Origin of the sequence: Allomuricauda sp. NFXS6 (genome assembly GCF_040148835.1) — a bacterium.
In the GTDB taxonomy this organism is placed as follows: Bacteria; Bacteroidota; Bacteroidia; order Flavobacteriales; family Flavobacteriaceae; genus Flagellimonas.
The window spans coordinates 641,728-659,381 of sequence record NZ_JAGEMG010000001.1 but is presented as its reverse complement, the minus strand read 5'-3'; the positions used below and the strand labels follow the sequence as shown (position 1 = coordinate 659,381).

The 17,654-nt window shown below is 43.1% G+C and carries 17 protein-coding genes; 11 read left to right on the top strand and 6 right to left on the bottom strand.

Features of this window, described 5'->3' with window-relative positions:
* The first annotated feature begins 10 nt into the window (after window positions 1-10).
* A complete protein-coding gene (locus J4E06_RS02875) occupies window positions 11-856 on the top strand; it encodes a hypothetical protein (RefSeq protein WP_349522526.1) in 846 nt (281 codons plus the stop codon).
* On the opposite strand, the gene J4E06_RS02870 is transcribed toward J4E06_RS02875, so the two are convergent.
* Window positions 853-2,130, bottom strand: coding sequence for a replication-associated recombination protein A (locus J4E06_RS02870; protein ID WP_349522525.1), 1,278 nt, complete (start codon window positions 2,128-2,130; stop codon window positions 853-855). The genes J4E06_RS02875 and J4E06_RS02870 overlap by 4 nt on opposite strands.
* A 120-nt stretch (window positions 2,131-2,250) precedes the next feature.
* Here J4E06_RS02870 and J4E06_RS02865 point away from each other — a divergent pair, with 120 nt between their 5' ends.
* Complete coding sequence (locus J4E06_RS02865; RefSeq protein WP_349522524.1) at window positions 2,251-2,973, top strand: rhomboid family intramembrane serine protease; 723 nt, start codon at window positions 2,251-2,253, stop codon at window positions 2,971-2,973.
* Between the two features lie 142 nt (window positions 2,974-3,115).
* Here the strand turns inward: J4E06_RS02865 and rlmB are convergent, their stop codons facing one another.
* From rlmB to J4E06_RS02840, 5 genes are all read right to left on the bottom strand, one after another.
* Window positions 3,116-3,853: a 23S rRNA (guanosine(2251)-2'-O)-methyltransferase RlmB gene (gene rlmB, locus J4E06_RS02860; protein WP_349522523.1), complete on the bottom strand. Its 738-nt coding sequence runs from the start codon at window positions 3,851-3,853 to the stop codon at window positions 3,116-3,118.
* A 62-nt stretch (window positions 3,854-3,915) separates the two neighbouring features.
* A complete protein-coding gene (locus tag J4E06_RS02855; protein WP_349522522.1) occupies window positions 3,916-4,659 on the bottom strand; it encodes a hypothetical protein in 744 nt (247 codons plus the stop codon).
* Window positions 4,660-4,948: 289 nt separating this feature from the next.
* Window positions 4,949-5,917: a hypothetical protein gene (locus J4E06_RS02850; protein ID WP_349522521.1), complete on the bottom strand. Its 969-nt coding sequence runs from the start codon at window positions 5,915-5,917 to the stop codon at window positions 4,949-4,951.
* An 18-nt stretch (window positions 5,918-5,935) separates the two neighbouring features.
* Window positions 5,936-7,585 carry a SusD/RagB family nutrient-binding outer membrane lipoprotein gene (locus J4E06_RS02845; RefSeq protein WP_349522520.1) on the bottom strand — a complete coding sequence of 550 codons (1,650 nt, stop codon included), beginning with the start codon at window positions 7,583-7,585 and terminating at the stop codon, window positions 5,936-5,938.
* A gap of 52 nt (window positions 7,586-7,637) precedes the next feature.
* The gene (locus J4E06_RS02840) at window positions 7,638-10,883 is read right to left on the bottom strand and encodes a SusC/RagA family TonB-linked outer membrane protein (RefSeq protein ID WP_349522519.1); all 3,246 of its coding nucleotides are present in this window, start codon (window positions 10,881-10,883) and stop codon (window positions 7,638-7,640) included.
* Between the two features lie 529 nt (window positions 10,884-11,412).
* Here J4E06_RS02840 and rpsL point away from each other — a divergent pair.
* The 9 genes from rpsL (at window position 11,413) to rpsS (ending at window position 17,649) form a co-directional block, all read left to right on the top strand.
* Entirely contained in the window at window positions 11,413-11,787 is a 375-nt protein-coding gene (rpsL, locus tag J4E06_RS02835; RefSeq protein ID WP_014032016.1) for a 30S ribosomal protein S12, read from the top strand.
* 19 nt (window positions 11,788-11,806) lie between these two features.
* Window positions 11,807-12,283, top strand: coding sequence for a 30S ribosomal protein S7 (gene rpsG / locus J4E06_RS02830; protein WP_349522518.1), 477 nt, complete (start codon window positions 11,807-11,809; stop codon window positions 12,281-12,283).
* 8 nt (window positions 12,284-12,291) lie between these two features.
* Window positions 12,292-14,418, top strand: coding sequence for an elongation factor G (gene fusA / locus J4E06_RS02825; RefSeq protein ID WP_349522517.1), 2,127 nt, complete (start codon window positions 12,292-12,294; stop codon window positions 14,416-14,418).
* An 11-nt stretch (window positions 14,419-14,429) separates the two neighbouring features.
* Window positions 14,430-14,735, top strand: a complete 306-nt coding sequence (gene rpsJ, locus J4E06_RS02820) for a 30S ribosomal protein S10 (RefSeq protein WP_014032013.1) — start codon at window positions 14,430-14,432, stop codon at window positions 14,733-14,735.
* 239 nt (window positions 14,736-14,974) lie between these two features.
* Window positions 14,975-15,598 carry a 50S ribosomal protein L3 gene (rplC, locus tag J4E06_RS02815; protein WP_349522516.1) on the top strand — a complete coding sequence of 208 codons (624 nt, stop codon included), beginning with the start codon at window positions 14,975-14,977 and terminating at the stop codon, window positions 15,596-15,598.
* Entirely contained in the window at window positions 15,598-16,227 is a 630-nt protein-coding gene (rplD, locus tag J4E06_RS02810) for a 50S ribosomal protein L4 (protein WP_349522515.1), read from the top strand. The genes rplC and rplD overlap by 1 nt, the downstream gene beginning before the upstream one ends.
* 7 nt (window positions 16,228-16,234) lie before the next feature.
* Window positions 16,235-16,525 (top strand): 50S ribosomal protein L23, encoded by a 291-nt coding sequence (gene rplW, locus J4E06_RS02805; protein WP_062787449.1) that lies wholly within the window; start codon window positions 16,235-16,237, stop codon window positions 16,523-16,525.
* Between the two features lie 9 nt (window positions 16,526-16,534).
* Window positions 16,535-17,359, top strand: coding sequence for a 50S ribosomal protein L2 (gene rplB / locus J4E06_RS02800; RefSeq protein ID WP_349522514.1), 825 nt, complete (start codon window positions 16,535-16,537; stop codon window positions 17,357-17,359).
* An 11-nt stretch (window positions 17,360-17,370) separates the two neighbouring features.
* Window positions 17,371-17,649: a 30S ribosomal protein S19 gene (gene rpsS, locus J4E06_RS02795; RefSeq protein WP_014032008.1), complete on the top strand. Its 279-nt coding sequence runs from the start codon at window positions 17,371-17,373 to the stop codon at window positions 17,647-17,649.
* The last annotated feature ends 5 nt before the right edge of the window (window positions 17,650-17,654 follow it).

Genomic DNA, 17,654 nt, shown 5'->3' with positions numbered 1-17,654 from the left:
ATCCTTCTATATGAAATCTAAAATATTGTACATATTGCTTTTTGCGATAGGGTTCACTGGAGCTGTCAACGCACAATTGAACAACTATAAATATATTATTGTACCGAAGAAATTCGAGGCTTTCGATGCCATGAACAAGCATCAGACCAGTACTTTGACCAAATATTTTTTTACGGAAAACGGATTTGAAGCCGTTTATGATGATGCCCTACCGGCAGATTTGGTAAACCAAAGGTGTCTGGGTCTTGTTGCCGATATTATTGATGGTTCCAATCTTTTTACCACAAAGGTTGCTATTTCTCTGAAAGATTGTAACAATGTTGAAATATTCAAATCTGTTGAAGGTGTCAGCAAGATCAAAGAGTATAACGAGTCCTACAGGGAGGCTTTGCAAAAAGCATTTGTTTCCTTTGCGGGGATGAACTATACATACGATCCAAATAAAAATGACCTTGTGCAAAAAGAAGGACCAGTAACGGTAAGCTTTAAAAACGATGTAAAATCAGTTAAAGATCCAAAAGAGCATGTGGTAGAACAAAAGGCGACCACGGAAGAACAGGTATATAAAAGTGTAGAGCCGAAAACGACCACTATTGTTAAAGCTACGGAAGGCGTTACACTGATGGAGTCAATTCCAACCGGTCTTTTGTACGCGCAACCTATGGAAAATGGTTATCAACTGGTAGACAGAACTCCCAAGGTTATACTTAAATTGGAAGAAACCTCCATGGAAGATGTTTTTATGACTGATTTCCAGGGGAACAATGCGGTGGTCTTTAAAAAAGATGGCAAATGGTTGTTGGAGTATTCGGAGAACGGAAAAAAAGTACAGCAAGAACTTAATATCAAGTTCTAGAAATCGTATTTGTTTTTCCACCTTTTCTTCAAAAAGTCTTTCATTGCATTTTCTCTGGGATTGTTTCCCGGTCGGTAAAAGCTAGTTCCAGTAATTTCATCCGGTAGAAACTCAAAATCCACAAAATTATTTTCATGGTTATGGGCATAGTCATACCCTTTGCCATACCCTAAATCCTTCATTAATTTGGTAGGTGCATTCCTTAGCGGTATAGGCACGGAAAGGTCGCCTGTTTGACGCACTTTTTGCTGTGCCTCGTTAATGGCCATATAACTGGCATTGCTCTTTGGGGAACTTGCCAAATAGGTGGCGCATTGGCTCAATATTATCCGGGCTTCGGGATACCCAATGGTCGTAACGGACTGGAATGTGGTGTTGGCCAAAACAAGGGCTGTGGGATTGGCATTTCCGATATCTTCAGAAGCCAATATGATCATTCGTCGTGCGATGAATTTCACATCTTCGCCACCCTCGATCATACGTGCCAACCAATAAACAGCGGCATTGGGGTCACTTCCGCGTATACTTTTAATGAAAGCGGAAACAATGTCGTAGTGCTGCTCGCCGGTTTTATCGTATCGTACCGTATTTTTCTGAACCTTATTTTGAACCAAATCATTGGTTATGGTAATTTTGTCATCTGCTTCCGAGTTGATGATGAGCTCAAAAATATTGAGCAGTTTTCTACCATCTCCGCCAGATAAGCGTAACAATGCTTCCGTCTCTTTTAATGCTATTTGTTTCTTGGAAAGGTTGGTGTCTGTTTTTATGGCACGTTCCAAAAGTGCGATAAGATCTTCTTTTCCAAAGGGGTTCAGGGTGTAAACCTGGCATCTGGATAAAAGTGCTGGAATCACTTCAAAACTCGGGTTCTCCGTAGTGGCACCAATTAAGGTTACCCAACCTTTTTCCACGGCGGCAAGTAGCGAATCCTGTTGCGATTTGCTAAAACGGTGAATCTCATCAATAAAAAGAATAGGGTTTTTGGAAGTGAATAGGCCTCCACTTTGTTTGGCCTTTTCGATTACTTCCCGAACGTCTTTGACTCCACTGCTGATAGCGCTTAAGGTGTAAAAAGGTCTTTTACTTTCGGTCGCTATAATGTTGGCCAACGTAGTTTTTCCGGTTCCAGGTGGTCCCCAAAAAATCAAGGAAGGAATCACCCCATTTTTGATTTGGGTGGTCAGAGCACCTTGTTTGCCCACCAAATGCTGCTGACTTATGTAATCCTCCAAAGTTTTTGGACGTATGCGTTCTGCCAAAGGTTCGTTCATAGGTCAAAAATAAAATAAATTTGATGGTCTTTTGTTCTTGTTAAGGGAAAGGTTTATCAAGATAACCTGACAATTTGTATAAATTTAAGGTTATGGCCAGATGTTTGATTTTGTGACGATATGAGTTCGGATTCATTTAAGTTTTCAAATGCAGTAGTTGTAGCCCCTTTGTTGGCGATATTGTCCATTTGGATTGTGTTTTGGGTAGAGGTACAGTTTGGAATCAACCTGAACGATTATGGGGTATACCCAAGAAGATTGTCCGGATTAAAAGGAGTATTATTTAGTCCGTTTATTCACGGTTCTATTGAGCATTTGTACAACAATACCATCCCTTTGGCGGTATTGACCGCCTTTCTATTCTATTTTTATCACAGTGCGGCACTTCGGGTGTTGTTGTTCGGGACGCTTGCATCTGGCTTGCTCACATGGGCAATTGCCCGTCCGTCCTACCATATCGGGGCCAGTGGTGTAATTTATTTACTCGCCAGTTTTATTTTTTTTAAAGGGATTTTGGCCAAGAATTATCGCTTGGTCGCCCTGTCTTTGGTTGTTGTGTTTATTTACGGCAGCATGATCTGGTATATATTTCCAGTAAAGGACGGCATTTCATGGGAAGGCCACCTTGCGGGATTTGCTACGGGTCTTGTTTTTGCGTTCATTACCAAAGTGCGTGTGCCCGAAGTGCAAAAATACGATTGGGAGCATGAAGATTTCAACGAGGATGATGATCCATTTCTAAAGCATTTTGATGAGCAGGGTAACTTTATAGAAACAAGCTCTGAAGACAACGAGCAAAAAATCGAAATCAAATATCACTATCGGGAAAACAAAAAGGAATGATGCCCGTGGTGCATTATTGGAAAAAAATCGTCAATTCGAGTAGTTTTTCACTCTAAAAACACCTGTTCTCGATACGCTTCGCTCTCGAACTGACGCGTTTTTTGTGATAAATAAACATATAATGCACTACCGGTATGTAATGCTATTTTCTTCTTTGCCGAACCACCTCATAAAGGAAAACTCCACAGGCCACGGAAACATTCAACGAACCAATTTTTCCCATAAGGGGCAATTTAGCTTTATGGTCGATAATACTTAGGGTAGAAGGGGAGATGCCTTTATCTTCCGAGCCCATAATAATGGCCGTAGGTTTGTTGAAATCTACACTATAAATCTCTTCATCAGCTTTTTCAGTGGCTCCGGTAACTACAATTCCCGAAGATTGAAGATAAAAAACAGCGTCTTTTAAATGATCTACTTTGGCAATTGGCACATTAAAGGCGGCCCCCGCGGATGTTTTTACGGTATCGTCCGTAATGGGTGCGGCCCCATTTTTAGGGATAATGATTCCATGGACGCCAGAACATTCGGCGGTACGAATGATGGCTCCAAAATTCCGAACATCGGAAACACCGTCGAGCATCAAGAACAGCGGCTGCTTCTCCTCGGCAATCACTTTTTCCACCAATGCTTCAAAATTGTGGAATTCCACCGGGGATATTTGTGCAACTACGCCTTGGTGGTTGTTTCGGGTAAGGCGGTTGAGCTTTTCTACGGGAACGTAAGAAAGGCTGATGCCATTTTTGCGCACAGTGGATTCCAGTTCTTTGTACAGCTCGCCTTTAAGTCCTTTTTGAACAAATATTTTGTTGATGGGCTGGTTGGCGTTTATCGCTTCCAGCACGGCACGTATTCCGTAGACTGTTTCTTTTTTTTCCAATGATTTCAAAATAAAAAACCCACTGACCAAAGGTAGTGGGTTTTTGGTTAATTATAATTCCCTTAGGAATTTAAAAGTTCCACGATTTTCATCAAGTCTTCGACCGAGCGAATCTTCATTTTATTTTCCTTGATATAGGCTTTGATTTTTTCCTTATCCTCTCCTTTAAGCAGTTTTAGAACCTTTCTTTTGGAGGTTTCCATTTCATCGATTCGGTTGGCTCCCTCTTTTTCAAGATAATATTCGGTAAACTGTGAGAATCTGTTTGGGGTGGCCTTTACGAAGGAATTTGCCGCTGGTGCCCCCTCGGTATATTTCACCGTTATCCTCTTGTACAGATTGTACCGCTCTCCATCGATAAGCTCTGTAAGATACCCGTTCAAGGTATTGTTGTTTTTATCGATAAAGGTCTTGAAGCTGAGTTTTTTCCCATCTTCCAAAATGGCAATCGATTTGTCCCGGCTCAAACTGCCAATTTCTGAGTCCAAGGGCGAAGCCTTTATCTCTATTTCACCGTTGTACGCATTGTAACGGTAATAGATTTCACCCACTCTTTTGTCTTTGTCAAAAAGCACGGTGGGTTGGAACTCGTTTGAGGTGTATGGAGATCCTTGAAAATCGGTCACGTCCAGTTTGGTGTTTTTTTCGTCCATCATGGAACCGGTAACGTATCCTATGGCAGCAGAACTGGCTCCTCCCGGACCGCCTTTCCCAGCTACGACAGGAGATTGGCCTGCGAATTGGGCCACGGCAAAATGTGTGGTGATCAAGGAAAGAAAAAATGTTAAAAATTTAATGGATTTCATGGATAGAATTTTTTTGTTAAGTGATTGTAAACTAAAGCAAAACAATGGAAAACTACGTTAAATAGATTATAAAGTTTTAGTCTACCTGTATTATCGTTGCGAATATCTGGATTTTATGGTTTTACTCCAACTTTTAAGCTTGGTCAATTGATGTTTGAGGAATAATTAAATCATTATTTAACACCATAAAATAACGTAAAATTAAGTTTATTAAAAAATTAACCCCCGTGCGCGCACGGGGGTTAATAAATTTATTTTTAAAAACAAATCTTTGAAAAAGATTGTTCAATTAAAGCTTAGTAAATGTCAAAGAAGCTTCATAGGTTCCGCCACATCCGCCATCAGGATTAAAATCCTCGATTAGTATGGTAAATTCTGAATCATCTTCTACATCATATTCCACGTTGGCAACTGCGGTTTGTCCAATACTACTGCCATCACACCCTAAACTTCCAGAGTTAATGGTTCCTGAGAAGTTCTGGATTTCTCCACAAACAAGGTCAAAAGTGAAGGTATAGGCTGAATCAAATCCTCCCGGGTCATAGGTGAATCCAATGGACCTACCTGTCATTGAATTAGCTTCAACTGTTACACTCGGTTGGCTAAAACCATCAAAAATATCGAATGGTCCAGAGCCGCTGTTTTGGGTAATGGAATATTCTCCTTCAAAGTAGCCATCTGGAACAAAACAAACAACGTTTGCGGTATATAGGAAAGGCGAACTAAAGAAAGAACCTGTTATGGTACCCGTGTTGTCGTCAAAGGAGAACCTTCTGCCATCGGTAAGAACGAGTTCAAAACGCACGGTGAACTGATCACCTCCAAAGAAGGCATCACCCGGAAGGTCCAAAGCTTGTTGTAATTCCTCGTAACCGGCTGAATAAGTGAATCGTGGTAAACCAAATTCACCAGGTACACCCTCGGAAGCCGGTATTGTCTCCAACAACACCTCTGCTCTATCATCTACGCCATCGGAAGTGTTATCCCGAAAACCTCCGTAAACTTCAATTTCAGAGAGCAGGTCACCGCCTTCGGTATCCTGAACCTCAACAGTAGCTGAAAAACCACCCTCAACTAAGACACTGTTGTCCAAGTCGAAAATAACTTCGTTCTGGTCTATGGCTACGGTTCTCAGTATAGCTCCTCTTGTGGTCTCAGCGGTGACCTCGTCAATGACCGCGTCACCATCGTCACAGGATGTTGCCAATAGCGCAACTCCCGCGAAGAGTATCGTAATATGTTTAAACCAATTTTTCATATTGTATGTTTTAAATTTTTAGTTAGCAGGTGGAAAAGTTGGACTTGCCGGATTGGTGTCCCAGAATACCTGCTGCGTCATTGTTTGCTTCTGTGTCAACGAAGGGTTGGTCACCACCTCGTTCTGTGGATAAAGGAAGGTCCTAGGGAATGGCCCTGGATTTGGTTCCCAGTTCGGTAATACCGTGGTCGGATAACCCGTTTTCCTGTAATAATTGTAAGCTTCCGTTGCACCCCCGAACAATGTCGTAAAGTACTGCTCGGCAAAGATGTTCTCCTTGTCGTCTCCCGTTGCCGCATTGAAATCGGCAACGATGCCGTCGATATAAGCGGTTACTTCAGCTTCATCCGCTGCTACGGAAAGGTCCGCATCCGCATCCAAGGCTCCAAAGGATTGTACCTTGTCAATGGATTTTTGCAATGCACTTGCCATCAACGTGGCACGGTCGGCATCATTGCTCGCCATATCGGCTCTCCAGAAATCTACATAAGAGGATAGAATGATGGGCTCAATACCTGCTCCACCTCCACCTGCTCCGAGGCCAACTACACCGAAACTGCTATCGTCAAATCTACCGCCTGCTGGATAAACGCCAACTGCAGTCCTGAAGAAGTTGTCCGGAGGCGTACCTTCGTTGTTTCCATGTGATCTGCCCCAGTACCCATTGGGCACGCTGCAATAGGTGAATCCACCGTCAATGTAGTGCTGTGGTGGTACGGCCAGGGAACACGCCAAGGTTTCTTCGTTCGCGGGCTCACCATCCGCACCAGGAGTGGCATCGGTCTGCCTATAGAAATAGTAACGGATACGCGGATCCTCGTTGTTCAGCATCAACTCCATCATCCAGTTGGACTGGTAAATTCCTGCCCCGGAAGGTGTGTAGTCCAATGCGTAATCAGGATGACGGGTATCCGGTTGCAATTCACTTGTTCCGTACTGAAATTCAAAATCATCCTCTGCTGAGGAAATATAGTTTCCATCAGCGATAACAGCATTGAAACTGGCCGCATCATTTGTGGTCACATAGGCTTTCAACCTAACCGTATTTACGAGTTTCAACCATTTTTCAGTGTCTCCGGCATAAAACAGGTCATCGGCACCCAATGTCAATGGTTCTGTGGACAAAAGGCTTTCCGCTTCATCCAACAAGGCCAGCGCAGCTGCGTACACGGATGCACCATCGTCCAAAGTGGGCGCGGGGAATTCATCGGGATTCCCTGCTTGGCTAAAACCAGCTTCGCCCAAGTAATCCACCAACAACATCAGCATATGTGCCTGTAGCGTTTTGGCGACTCCAACATGGAACGAATAATCAACATCAGTTTCGTCGTTGATTCTCTCCAAGGTACTTACGTTGGTGAACATACCAACTTGAACAGTACCATCCCCCGGATCGTTGAACCCACTACTGTAGGTTCTGGACCAGATACCATTAAAAGTATCACCGGGATATTCGTTGAAATAGTTCCTACCGAACATATAGTCGATACGGGTGAGTTCTGCTCCCAAATCGCTGATGGCATCCATATTGGAGGCATAGGCCAACTGTATGGAGTTCAACAGGAGATTGGGGTCTGCCTGATCGGCAGCAAGATCGTTTGGACTTACTCTTAAGTCCAGTTCGGTCGTTTCGCAGGCATTGAAAGTGAGGCCTGCAAACAAAACCATCGAAATATATTTTAAATAATTTTTCATAATGCTATATCATTAACAATTTTTATTAGAACGATGCCCTTACACTGAATCCGTATCTACGTTGTGATGGCCCGTTTATAAAGTCGAAACCACGTCCGTTGCCGATACCGATACCTGCCACGTTGGGGTCAAAGTTGGCCCCATCGGGAGTGTTGTAGGCATCATACCATAAGTTGAAGCCCTGTGCGGTCAATGTCAAAGATCCGAAAGGTGTTTTGTCCAAGAACTTCTTTGGGAAGGAGTAGGACAGGGAAACTTCTTGCAAACGGAGGACCGATGCGTCATAAATCTTCAATTCAGCTGGACCGAACAAAACGTTGTTGAAGTAATAGGTCGAGTTGTTGATCTGTTTGTTGTTCGGCTCTCCTGTTGTTTGACTCACACCAGGCAGGATGTAGGTATTTTCCCTGTCAACTGTTTCTGTGATCAAACCTCTACCCAACAATGTCGCTATAGTACTGGACATGACGTCCCCACCTTTGACGTGCTGTATCTGGAAACCAAGGCTCCAGTTTTTGAAAGAGATGTTGTTGAACACGTTCATCGTGTAGTCAGGAATTGCATCCCCTATAATCGGCACGTTACCTTCGTTGTCTTGTTCCACGATCACGTAATCCCCTCCATTGTTCACTTGGAAATTTCCGTCATCGTCACGCCCAATGGCCGTACCTACGATGGTACCCAATGATTCTCCTTCGATGGCGGCGTTCGCCCCCACAAAAAGCGCTGTACTACCGGCGTAGAAGATGATGTCTTCTTCCTGCTCTTCCACTACCTCTTCGTTGGCAAAGAAGTTGGCCCTTACGTTCCAATTGAATCCGTCAGCGCCACCTCGGAAGATATCAACTCCCAAATTGGCCTCGATACCTTTGTTGCTGATCTGTCCAATGTTGGACTGGGTCAATGTAAATCCTGTAGATGGGGGAAGCGGCTGGCTCACGATCAAATCATCCGTCCTTCTATCATAATAGGTGAAATCAAAGGATATCCTGTTCTGCCAAAGACGGGACTCGATACCCACCTCAAACTCTTTCAAAAGCTCTGGTTTCAGGTCAGGATTGGCTCTAAAGTTGTCCACTTGGTTGTTGGTGATTTCACCACCTTCACCATATACCTGGGTGTTCTGCTCCACAACACTAACGGTCGGATAGCCTGTTGGGAAGTTGGCCGATGTGGCATAACCCGCACGTAGTTTTAGGTAGTTCAGCCCATTTTGGGACTGTAAATCCCTAAAGGCCGCCGTGGGCAAGAAGGAAACACTTACCCCAGGATAGGTCAAGCTTCTGTTTTCCGTTGCCAGGTTGGATACCCAGTCAGTTCTGCTGTTCAAGTTCAAGAACAACATGCTGTCATAATCAAAGGACACCTGACCCAATAGTCCAACGATGTTTCTCTTTTGAGAAGACTGGATGGGTAATTGGTTTTCATAGTTGAAATGTCTTTTAATACCGTACACGATTTGTCCGGTACTGGCAACACCTTGTTGGTCAAAGAAATCAGAACGTGCGTTGGCACCGGCGATGAAAGTCATACCGATTTTTTCCGAAAGATCGTAGTTTCCGTTAAGAGCCACATAGTGGTCCCAGATGGTATTATTATTGTCATAGGTGTTCAAGAAACCGAATATGGCCTGAGTGAACTCCACACCCCCTCTGTTGGAACCGTTGACGTTTCTTTCGTTGTAGTAATCAAGACCTGTTCTCCAGGTAAGCCCAAGGTTCTCATTTATTTCGTAATTCAATGAAGCATTGAAGTTGAACCTGTTTGTCAAGTTATTGTAGGTAACGTTCTTTGCGGTCCATCTCGGGTTGATGATATCGTTACCGTTACGGTAGTAAATACTGGAACCGTCTTCTGGTTGTTCAAAGGGAAGCCCCATCAAATCCACACTTCGAGGTGTAAACATGATGTTACCAAATACGGATAGTCCTAAAGTACCATTACCCCTACTCGCTGCAATGGGAGGGGTCTTAACGTCGCTCCTTGCATAGTTGGCCGTGGCCTGGATGGAGAACTTGTTGGAAAGCTGGGATTGACCACCCACTGAAAAATTGAAACGGTTCAACGAGTTTCCAGGTGTAAAGCCCTCTTCGTCCAAGTATCCAAGGTTAGCGTTGAACGTAGTTTTTCCATCTTCCGAACTACCTGCTATGTTTACGGAGGTGTTCAAGGTTCTACCTGGCCTCATGAACTCCTCAACGGAGTTGTACGGTTTCCAGTCATATCTTGCATTTGCAAACTGTTGCGCCAATGCACCTGTACCTGTATTAGCACCATCAGGGTTCAAGAAAGCAGAGGAAGCATAGGGGTGCAACAGAGTACCTTGATCGTCAATGGCCGGTTGGTTGCCCCACCCGGAAAGACCATCGCGGTCAAAGCTAGGTCCCCAGTTACTGAAGAACCATCCGAAGGCTTGGTCGAAACCGTTACCGAACTGATCTTGGTAATCCGGCAAAGAAGCGAACTCGTTCGTGAAGACCGATTGGCTCACGGTGATCTCGGTCTTCTTGGCGCCGCCTCCTTGTCCAGCTCCGGCCTTGGTGGTGATCAAGATCACACCGTTACGGCCCAAGGTTCCATAGAGCGTTGTTGCGGCCAGACCTTTTAACACCTCCACATTGGCGATGTTGTTCGGGTCAAGGTCCAAGAAACGTGATGGAGCTGGGTTACCGTCCAAAAAGTCCCCTGGTGCGTTGGTATCGTTACTAAAGGGTACGCCATCCACTATAAAAAGTGCCTGGTTGCTACCACTAAAGGAACTGAATCCCCTGATGGTAACGTTGGTACCGGAACCGGAAGTACCACCTCCAGAGGTGATTTGCACACCGGCTGCCTTACCATTAAGTACCCTGGCAACATCGCCCTCGGACTTTCCTTCAATTTGGTCCGAACCTACCGAGGTCACCGAATATCCAAGTGCTTTTTTCTCGCGCTTGATACCCTGTGCGGTAACGACTACCTCTTCAAGGGCTTGGGTGTCTTCCACCATTTGAACATTGATTACACTACTGGCACCGACAACTTTGGTCGAAGGTCTTTGTCCAATGTAAGTAAAAAGCAATGTTTGTCCTTCACTAGCGCTGATTGCATAGTTTCCGTCAAAATCTGTTTGGGTACCTGTCGAGGTCCCTTCAACGACAATGTTGACTCCAGGCAGCGGGAGGCCATTGGCATCCGTAACTGTACCTGTAATCGTCTTGTCTTGCGCATAGGATATATGCACTACAAACGCCAATAATAGCGTTAACAATCCATTAAGTTTTGTTCTCATTGTTAAATTATTTGAATTAGCTGATTGCTAAAATCCTAATTTCATGTTAATAATCCAAACTAATTTTACAAAATCTTTAAGAGTTCTGTGTTAAATGAAATAACCGCAAATTCATTAAAATACATTATCAACTATATAATTTAGAGGGGGTGGAATTGTTCTTAATGCAATTAATGGCGGTCAGGCCCAGTGAACAATGGGTTTTATTTTTTTTGACAAAACTTTAACCATATTTAAAGATGCTTTTTTTGATTGGCCATTTGGGTTGGTGCGGCGTTGAAAAGATTATTTTTTTTCGGACTTCATAGGTGATACCTTAATATATATACTTAAATAGGACTCGATTTTTTGGAGAAGACCTATCTGGCAGGATCGGTTGTATCGTGGATGCTACGACTCTTATGTATAGGTATTTTAACTTTTTTTGGATTCAGCTTAAATTTAATTGCTTGGGATTTGAATTATTGGGAAATATCACTACATTTGCAGCCCTCAAAATGAGGGTTATTTAGTTTTTAAAAGAAATTTAATGCCAACAATTTCACAATTAGTACGAAAAGGAAGGGCCACAATTACCAAGAAGAGTAAATCGGCTGCTTTGGATTCGTGTCCTCAAAGAAGAGGGGTTTGTACACGTGTTTACACTACCACGCCAAAGAAACCAAACTCTGCAATGCGTAAAGTTGCAAGGGTAAGGTTGACCAATGGTAAAGAGGTGAACGCATATATTCCCGGCGAAGGACACAACCTTCAAGAGCACTCGATAGTATTGGTAAGAGGCGGAAGAGTAAAGGATTTGCCTGGTGTGCGATATCATATCGTTCGTGGCGCTTTGGATACCGCAGGTGTTGCGGGAAGAACGCAACGACGATCTAAGTATGGTGCAAAGCGTCCTAAAAATTAATCATTTTTAAGAAGAAGCGATGAGAAAAAAGCAGGCAAAAAAGAGACCTTTATTACCGGATCCAAAATTTAACGATCAACTTGTTACGCGTTTCGTGAACATGATGATGTGGGACGGTAAAAAATCGGTTGCATTCAAGATTTTTTATGATGCGATCGAGATTGTTGATGAAAAGAACACTGACGAAGAAAAAACAGGATTGGAGCTGTGGAAAGATGCTCTTTCCAATGTTATGCCGCACGTAGAGGTTCGTAGTAGAAGAGTGGGTGGTGCAACATTCCAGATTCCGATGCAGATTCGTCCAGATAGAAAAATTTCCACTGCCATGAAGTGGCTGATCAGCTTTTCTAGAAAGCGTAATGAGAAATCCATGGCCCAAAGATTGGCAGCTGAAATATTAGCGGCAGCCAAAGAAGAAGGTGCGGCAGTGAAGAAAAGAGTAGATACACATAAAATGGCTGAGGCCAATAAAGCATTCTCACACTTTAGATTCTAATCAATACAATGGGAAGAGATTTAAAATATACAAGGAATATAGGTATTGCAGCTCACATTGATGCTGGAAAGACAACTACTACTGAACGTATTCTTTTCTATACAGGTGTGAGTCATAAAATTGGTGAAGTGCACGATGGTGCCGCAACCATGGACTGGATGGAGCAAGAGCAAGAGCGTGGTATTACCATTACCTCTGCTGCTACCACTTGTACATGGAAGTTTCCAATGGAGAATGCAAAAGACTTGCCTGACACAAAAGATTACCACTTTAATATTATTGACACTCCCGGACACGTTGACTTTACGGTTGAAGTAAACCGTTCTTTGCGTGTGTTGGATGGATTGGTGTTCTTGTTCAGTGCCGTGGACGGTGTTGAGCCACAATCCGAAACCAACTGGAGATTGGCCGATAACTATAAAGTTCCAAGAATAGGTTTTGTTAATAAAATGGACCGTCAAGGTTCCAACTTCTTGAACGTGTGCAAGCAAGTTCGTGAAATGTTGGGTTCCAATGCGGTGCCGATTGTATTGCCAATTGGTGACGAAGCAGATTTTAGAGGGATTGTTGACTTGGCTAAGAACAGGGCTGTTGTATGGCATGAGGATAACTTCGGTTCTACTTTTGATGTTGTGGATATTCCCGAAGAAATGAAAGCCGAGGTTAAGGAGTATAGAGCTGCCTTGATCGAAGCTGTTGCAGAATATGATGAGGAGTTGATGGAAAAATTCTTCGAAGATGAAGACTCCATCACTGAAGATGAAGTACACGCTGCTTTGCGTGCTGCCGTTATGGACAGGGCGATTATTCCAATGATCTGTGGTTCTTCATTTAAAAATAAAGGAGTTCAGTTCTTGTTGGATGCCGTTTGCCGTTACCTGCCATCACCTTTGGATAAAGATGATATTATAGGTATAAATCCAGATACGGAGAAGGAAGAAAGGAGAAAACCAGACCCAAAAGAGCCATTTGCCGCTCTTGCCTTTAAGATTGCTACCGATCCTTTCGTAGGTCGTTTGGCATTCTTTAGAGCATATTCCGGTCGTTTGGATGCGGGTTCTTACATTTTGAACAACCGTTCAGGTAATAAAGAGCGTATTTCTCGAATCTATCAAATGCACTCCAATAAGCAAAATGCAATCGACTTTATCGAAGCAGGAGATATTGGTGCGGCAGTAGGTTTTAAAGATATTAAGACTGGGGATACCCTTTCCGATGAAAAACATCCGATTGTTTTGGAAAGTATGCAGTTCCCAGAGCCGGTAATCGGTATCGCGGTAGAGCCAAAAACAAAAGCTGATGTTGATAAATTGGGCATGGCTTTGGCTAAATTGGCCGAAGAGGATCCAACCTTCCAGGTAAAAACGGATGAAGCATCCGGTCAAACCATTATTTCGGGGATGGGCGAGCTTCACTTGGATATTATTTGTGACCGTCTAAAACGAGAGTTTAAGGTGGATGTTAACCAAGGTCAGCCGCAGGTAGAGTACAAAGAAGCAATTACCGGAACAGCCGATCATAGGGAAACTTACAAGAAACAGACGGGTGGTCGTGGTAAATTTGCGGATATCGTATTTACTATGGAGCCTGCAGAAGAAGGTAAGTCCGGACTTGAGTTCGTGAACGTTATAAAAGGTGGTAACATTCCTAAGGAATTTGTTCCATCCGTTGAAAAAGGATTTAGAGAGGCTATGAAGAATGGTCCTTTGGCCGGATTCGAAATGGATTCCATGAAAATTACTCTTAAAGATGGTTCTTTCCACCCTGTGGATTCCGACCAGCTTTCTTTTGAGCTTGCTGCAAAACTTGGATACAAGGTAGCTGCCAAGAAAGCCAAAGCGGTAATTATGGAGCCCATTATGAAGTTGGAGGTGCTTACTCCAGAAGAAAACATGGGGGATATTGTTGGTGACTTGAACCGTAGAAGAGGTCAGGTGAACAGTATGTCAGATAGAGCAGGTGCCAAGGTGATCAAAGCTGAAGTGCCACTATCCGAGATGTTTGGTTATGTAACTTCTTTGAGGACTTTGTCTTCAGGTAGGGCAACATCGACAATGGAATTTTCACACTATGCAGATACTCCTTCCAATATTGCGGAGGAAGTAATTAAAGCAGCTAAAGGAGTAACCGCTTAATTTTCAGCAAGATGAGTCAAAAAATTAGAATAAAATTGAAATCTTACGATCACAATTTGGTGGACAAATCTGCTGAGAAGATCGTGAAGACAGTAAAGACAACAGGTGCTGTGGTAACTGGACCAATTCCATTGCCAACGCGCAAAAAGATATTTACGGTTTTGCGTTCGCCCCACGTGAACAAAAAATCAAGGGAGCAGTTCCAATTGAGCTCTTACAAGAGATTATTGGATATTTACAGCTCTTCATCAAAAACTATCGATGCCCTTATGAAGCTGGAGCTTCCAAGTGGTGTCGAGGTTGAGATCAAAGTTTGATGAGGACTGGACTTTCTGGTTAACAGAAAGTTTTAGCCGAACAAACACTGAGCGAAGCCGAAGTGTCTCAATGAAGAGGTGCTGAAACAAGTTCAGCATAAACATGTCCCGAACGACGGTTCGGGAAAAACGGAGAAAGAAAAAAATCTGGGTCAGAACAGAATATTTTCTTGACCCAATTTTTTTGCCAAGAAATTGGCTAGAGTTAGAAAAAGTAAATAATTGTTAATTAATTAAATATGTCTGGGTTAATAGGTAAGAAAATCGGTATGACCAGCATTTTCGACGAGAATGGAAAGAACGTTCCATGCACCGTATTGGAAGCTGGGCCATGCGTGGTTACCCAAGTCAGAACCGAAGAGGTAGACGGGTACAGTGCCCTTCAACTAGGTTTCGATGACAAGGCAGAAAAACGTGCTAACAAGGCCGAAACAGGTCACTACAAAAAAGCAGGTACTTCTCCAAAAAAGAAAGTCATTGAGTTCCAAGGGTTTGAAGGTGAATACAAATTGGGAGACACCGTAGGTGTTGATTTATTTGTAGAAGGAGAGTTTGTTGATGTAGTTGGTACATCAAAAGGAAAAGGATTCCAAGGTGTTGTAAAGCGTCATGGTTTCGGTGGAGTTGGACAAGCGACCCACGGTCAGCACAACAGATTGAGAGCTCCTGGTTCCATCGGTGCCGCGTCGTACCCTTCCAAAGTTGTGAAAGGTATGCGAATGGCCGGTAGAATGGGTGGTGACAGAGTTACCGTGCAAAACTTAAAAGTATTGAAAGTGGTTCCTGAGAAAAATCTTTTGGTAGTTAAAGGATGTGTTCCAGGTCATAAGAATGCTTACGTAACAATTCAAAGGTGGCAATAATGAAGGTAGCAGTTTTAGATATCAAAGGAAAAGAAACAGGACGGAAAGTAGAACTTTCTGACGATGTTTTCGCGATAGAGCCTAACGAGCACGCTATTTATTTGGATGTAAAGCAATACTTGGCCCATCAGAGACAAGGAACGCACAAAGCCAAAGAAAGAGCAGAGATTGCTGGTAGTACCAGAAAGATCAAAAAGCAAAAAGGTACGGGTACCGCAAGGGCCGGTAGTATCAAATCACCGATTTTTAGAGGTGGTGGTAGAATTTTTGGTCCCAGACCTAAGGATTATACCCAAAAGTTGAACAAGAACATGAAGCGTTTGGCCAGAAAATCGGCCTTGAGCATAAAGTCCAAAGAGCAATCAATAGTGGTTGTGGAAGATTTCAATTTTGAGGCTCCAAAAACCAAGGATTTCGTTAATTTCTTGTCTTCCTTGGGAATAGAAAAGAAAAAGTCCCTTATTGTGTTGGGCGATTCAAATAATAACGTATATTTGTCGTCGCGTAATTTGGAACGTTCCGAAGTTGTAACAGGCTCAGAATTAAATACTTACAAAATTGTTAACGCAACAAGTTTAGTATTGACGGAAAGCGCTTTGGAAGGAATTGAATCGAACCTAAAGAAATAAAAGTATCATGAGTGTGTTGATAAAACCGATCATTACGGAAAAAATGACCGCTGATAGCGAGCTTTTCAATCGCTACGGATTCTTTGTAAGCCCAGCTGCTAACAAGTTGGAAATCAAAGAAGCGGTAGAGGCTACTTATGGTGTTTCTGTTGAAAAGGTAAGAACCATGAACTATGGTCCATCGCGTAAGAGTCGTTATACAAAAACCGGAATTCAGCACGGTAAAACAAATGCTATCAAAAAGGCAATTGTTGATGTGGCTGAAGGTGATATTATTGATTTTTACAGTAATCTATAAAGACGAGAAATGTCAGTTAGAAAATTAAAACCGATAACCCCTGGTCAGCGTTTTAGAGTAGTAAACGGATTTGACGCGATTACTACTGATAAGCCGGAGAAAAGCTTGCTTGCTCCGATCAAAAAGACAGGTGGTAGGAACAGTCAAGGAAAAATGACCATGCGTCACAAAGGTGGCGGTCATAAAAGAAGATATCGAATCATCGATTTCAAAAGGGACAAACAAGATGTTGAAGCCACTGTGGTTTCCATTCAGTATGATCCCAATAGAACTGCATTTATCGCCTTGGTAGAGTACAAGGACGGTGAAAAAAGATATGTAGTTGCCCAAAACGGATTGCAGGTAGGTCAGACGATCAAGTCTGGCTCTGGTTCTGCTCCCGAGATTGGAAATGCACTTCCATTGAGTGAGGTTCCATTGGGTACTATTGTGTCTTGTATAGAATTAAGACCTGGTCAAGGTGCGATCATGGCGCGCAGTGCTGGAACTTTTGCCCAGTTGATGGCGAAGGACGGTAAGTTCGTGACCTTGAAGTTGCCTTCTGGTGAAACAAGGATGATTTTGGCCACATGTTTGGCCACTATCGGAGCAGTTTCCAACTCTGACCACCAGTTGCTGGTATCCGGTAAAGCGGGTAGAAGCAGATGGTTGGGCAGAAGACCAAGAACTAGACCAGTAGCTATGAACCCTGTTGATCACCCGATGGGTGGTGGTGAAGGTAGAGCTTCAGGAGGTCACCCAAGATCTAGAAACGGTATTCCTGCAAAAGGATTTAGAACCCGTTCTAGAACTAAGGACACCAATAGATATATCATAGAACGTAGAAAGAAATAAAAGAAAAGTAAATGGCACGTTCGTTAAAAAAAGGACCATACGTTCATTTTAGTCTGGAGAAAAAAGTCCAGGCCAATATAGAATCAGGTAAGAAATCAGTTATCAAAACATGGTCAAGAGCCTCAATGATAACGCCGGACTTTGTTGGGCAAACCATCGCAGTTCATAACGGTAGACAATTTGTTCCGGTATTTGTAACTGAAAACATGGTAGGTCACAAATTAGGGGAATTTTCACCTACAAGATCTTTTAGAGGTCATGCAGGAGCTAAAAACAAAGGTAAAAAGTAAGTAAG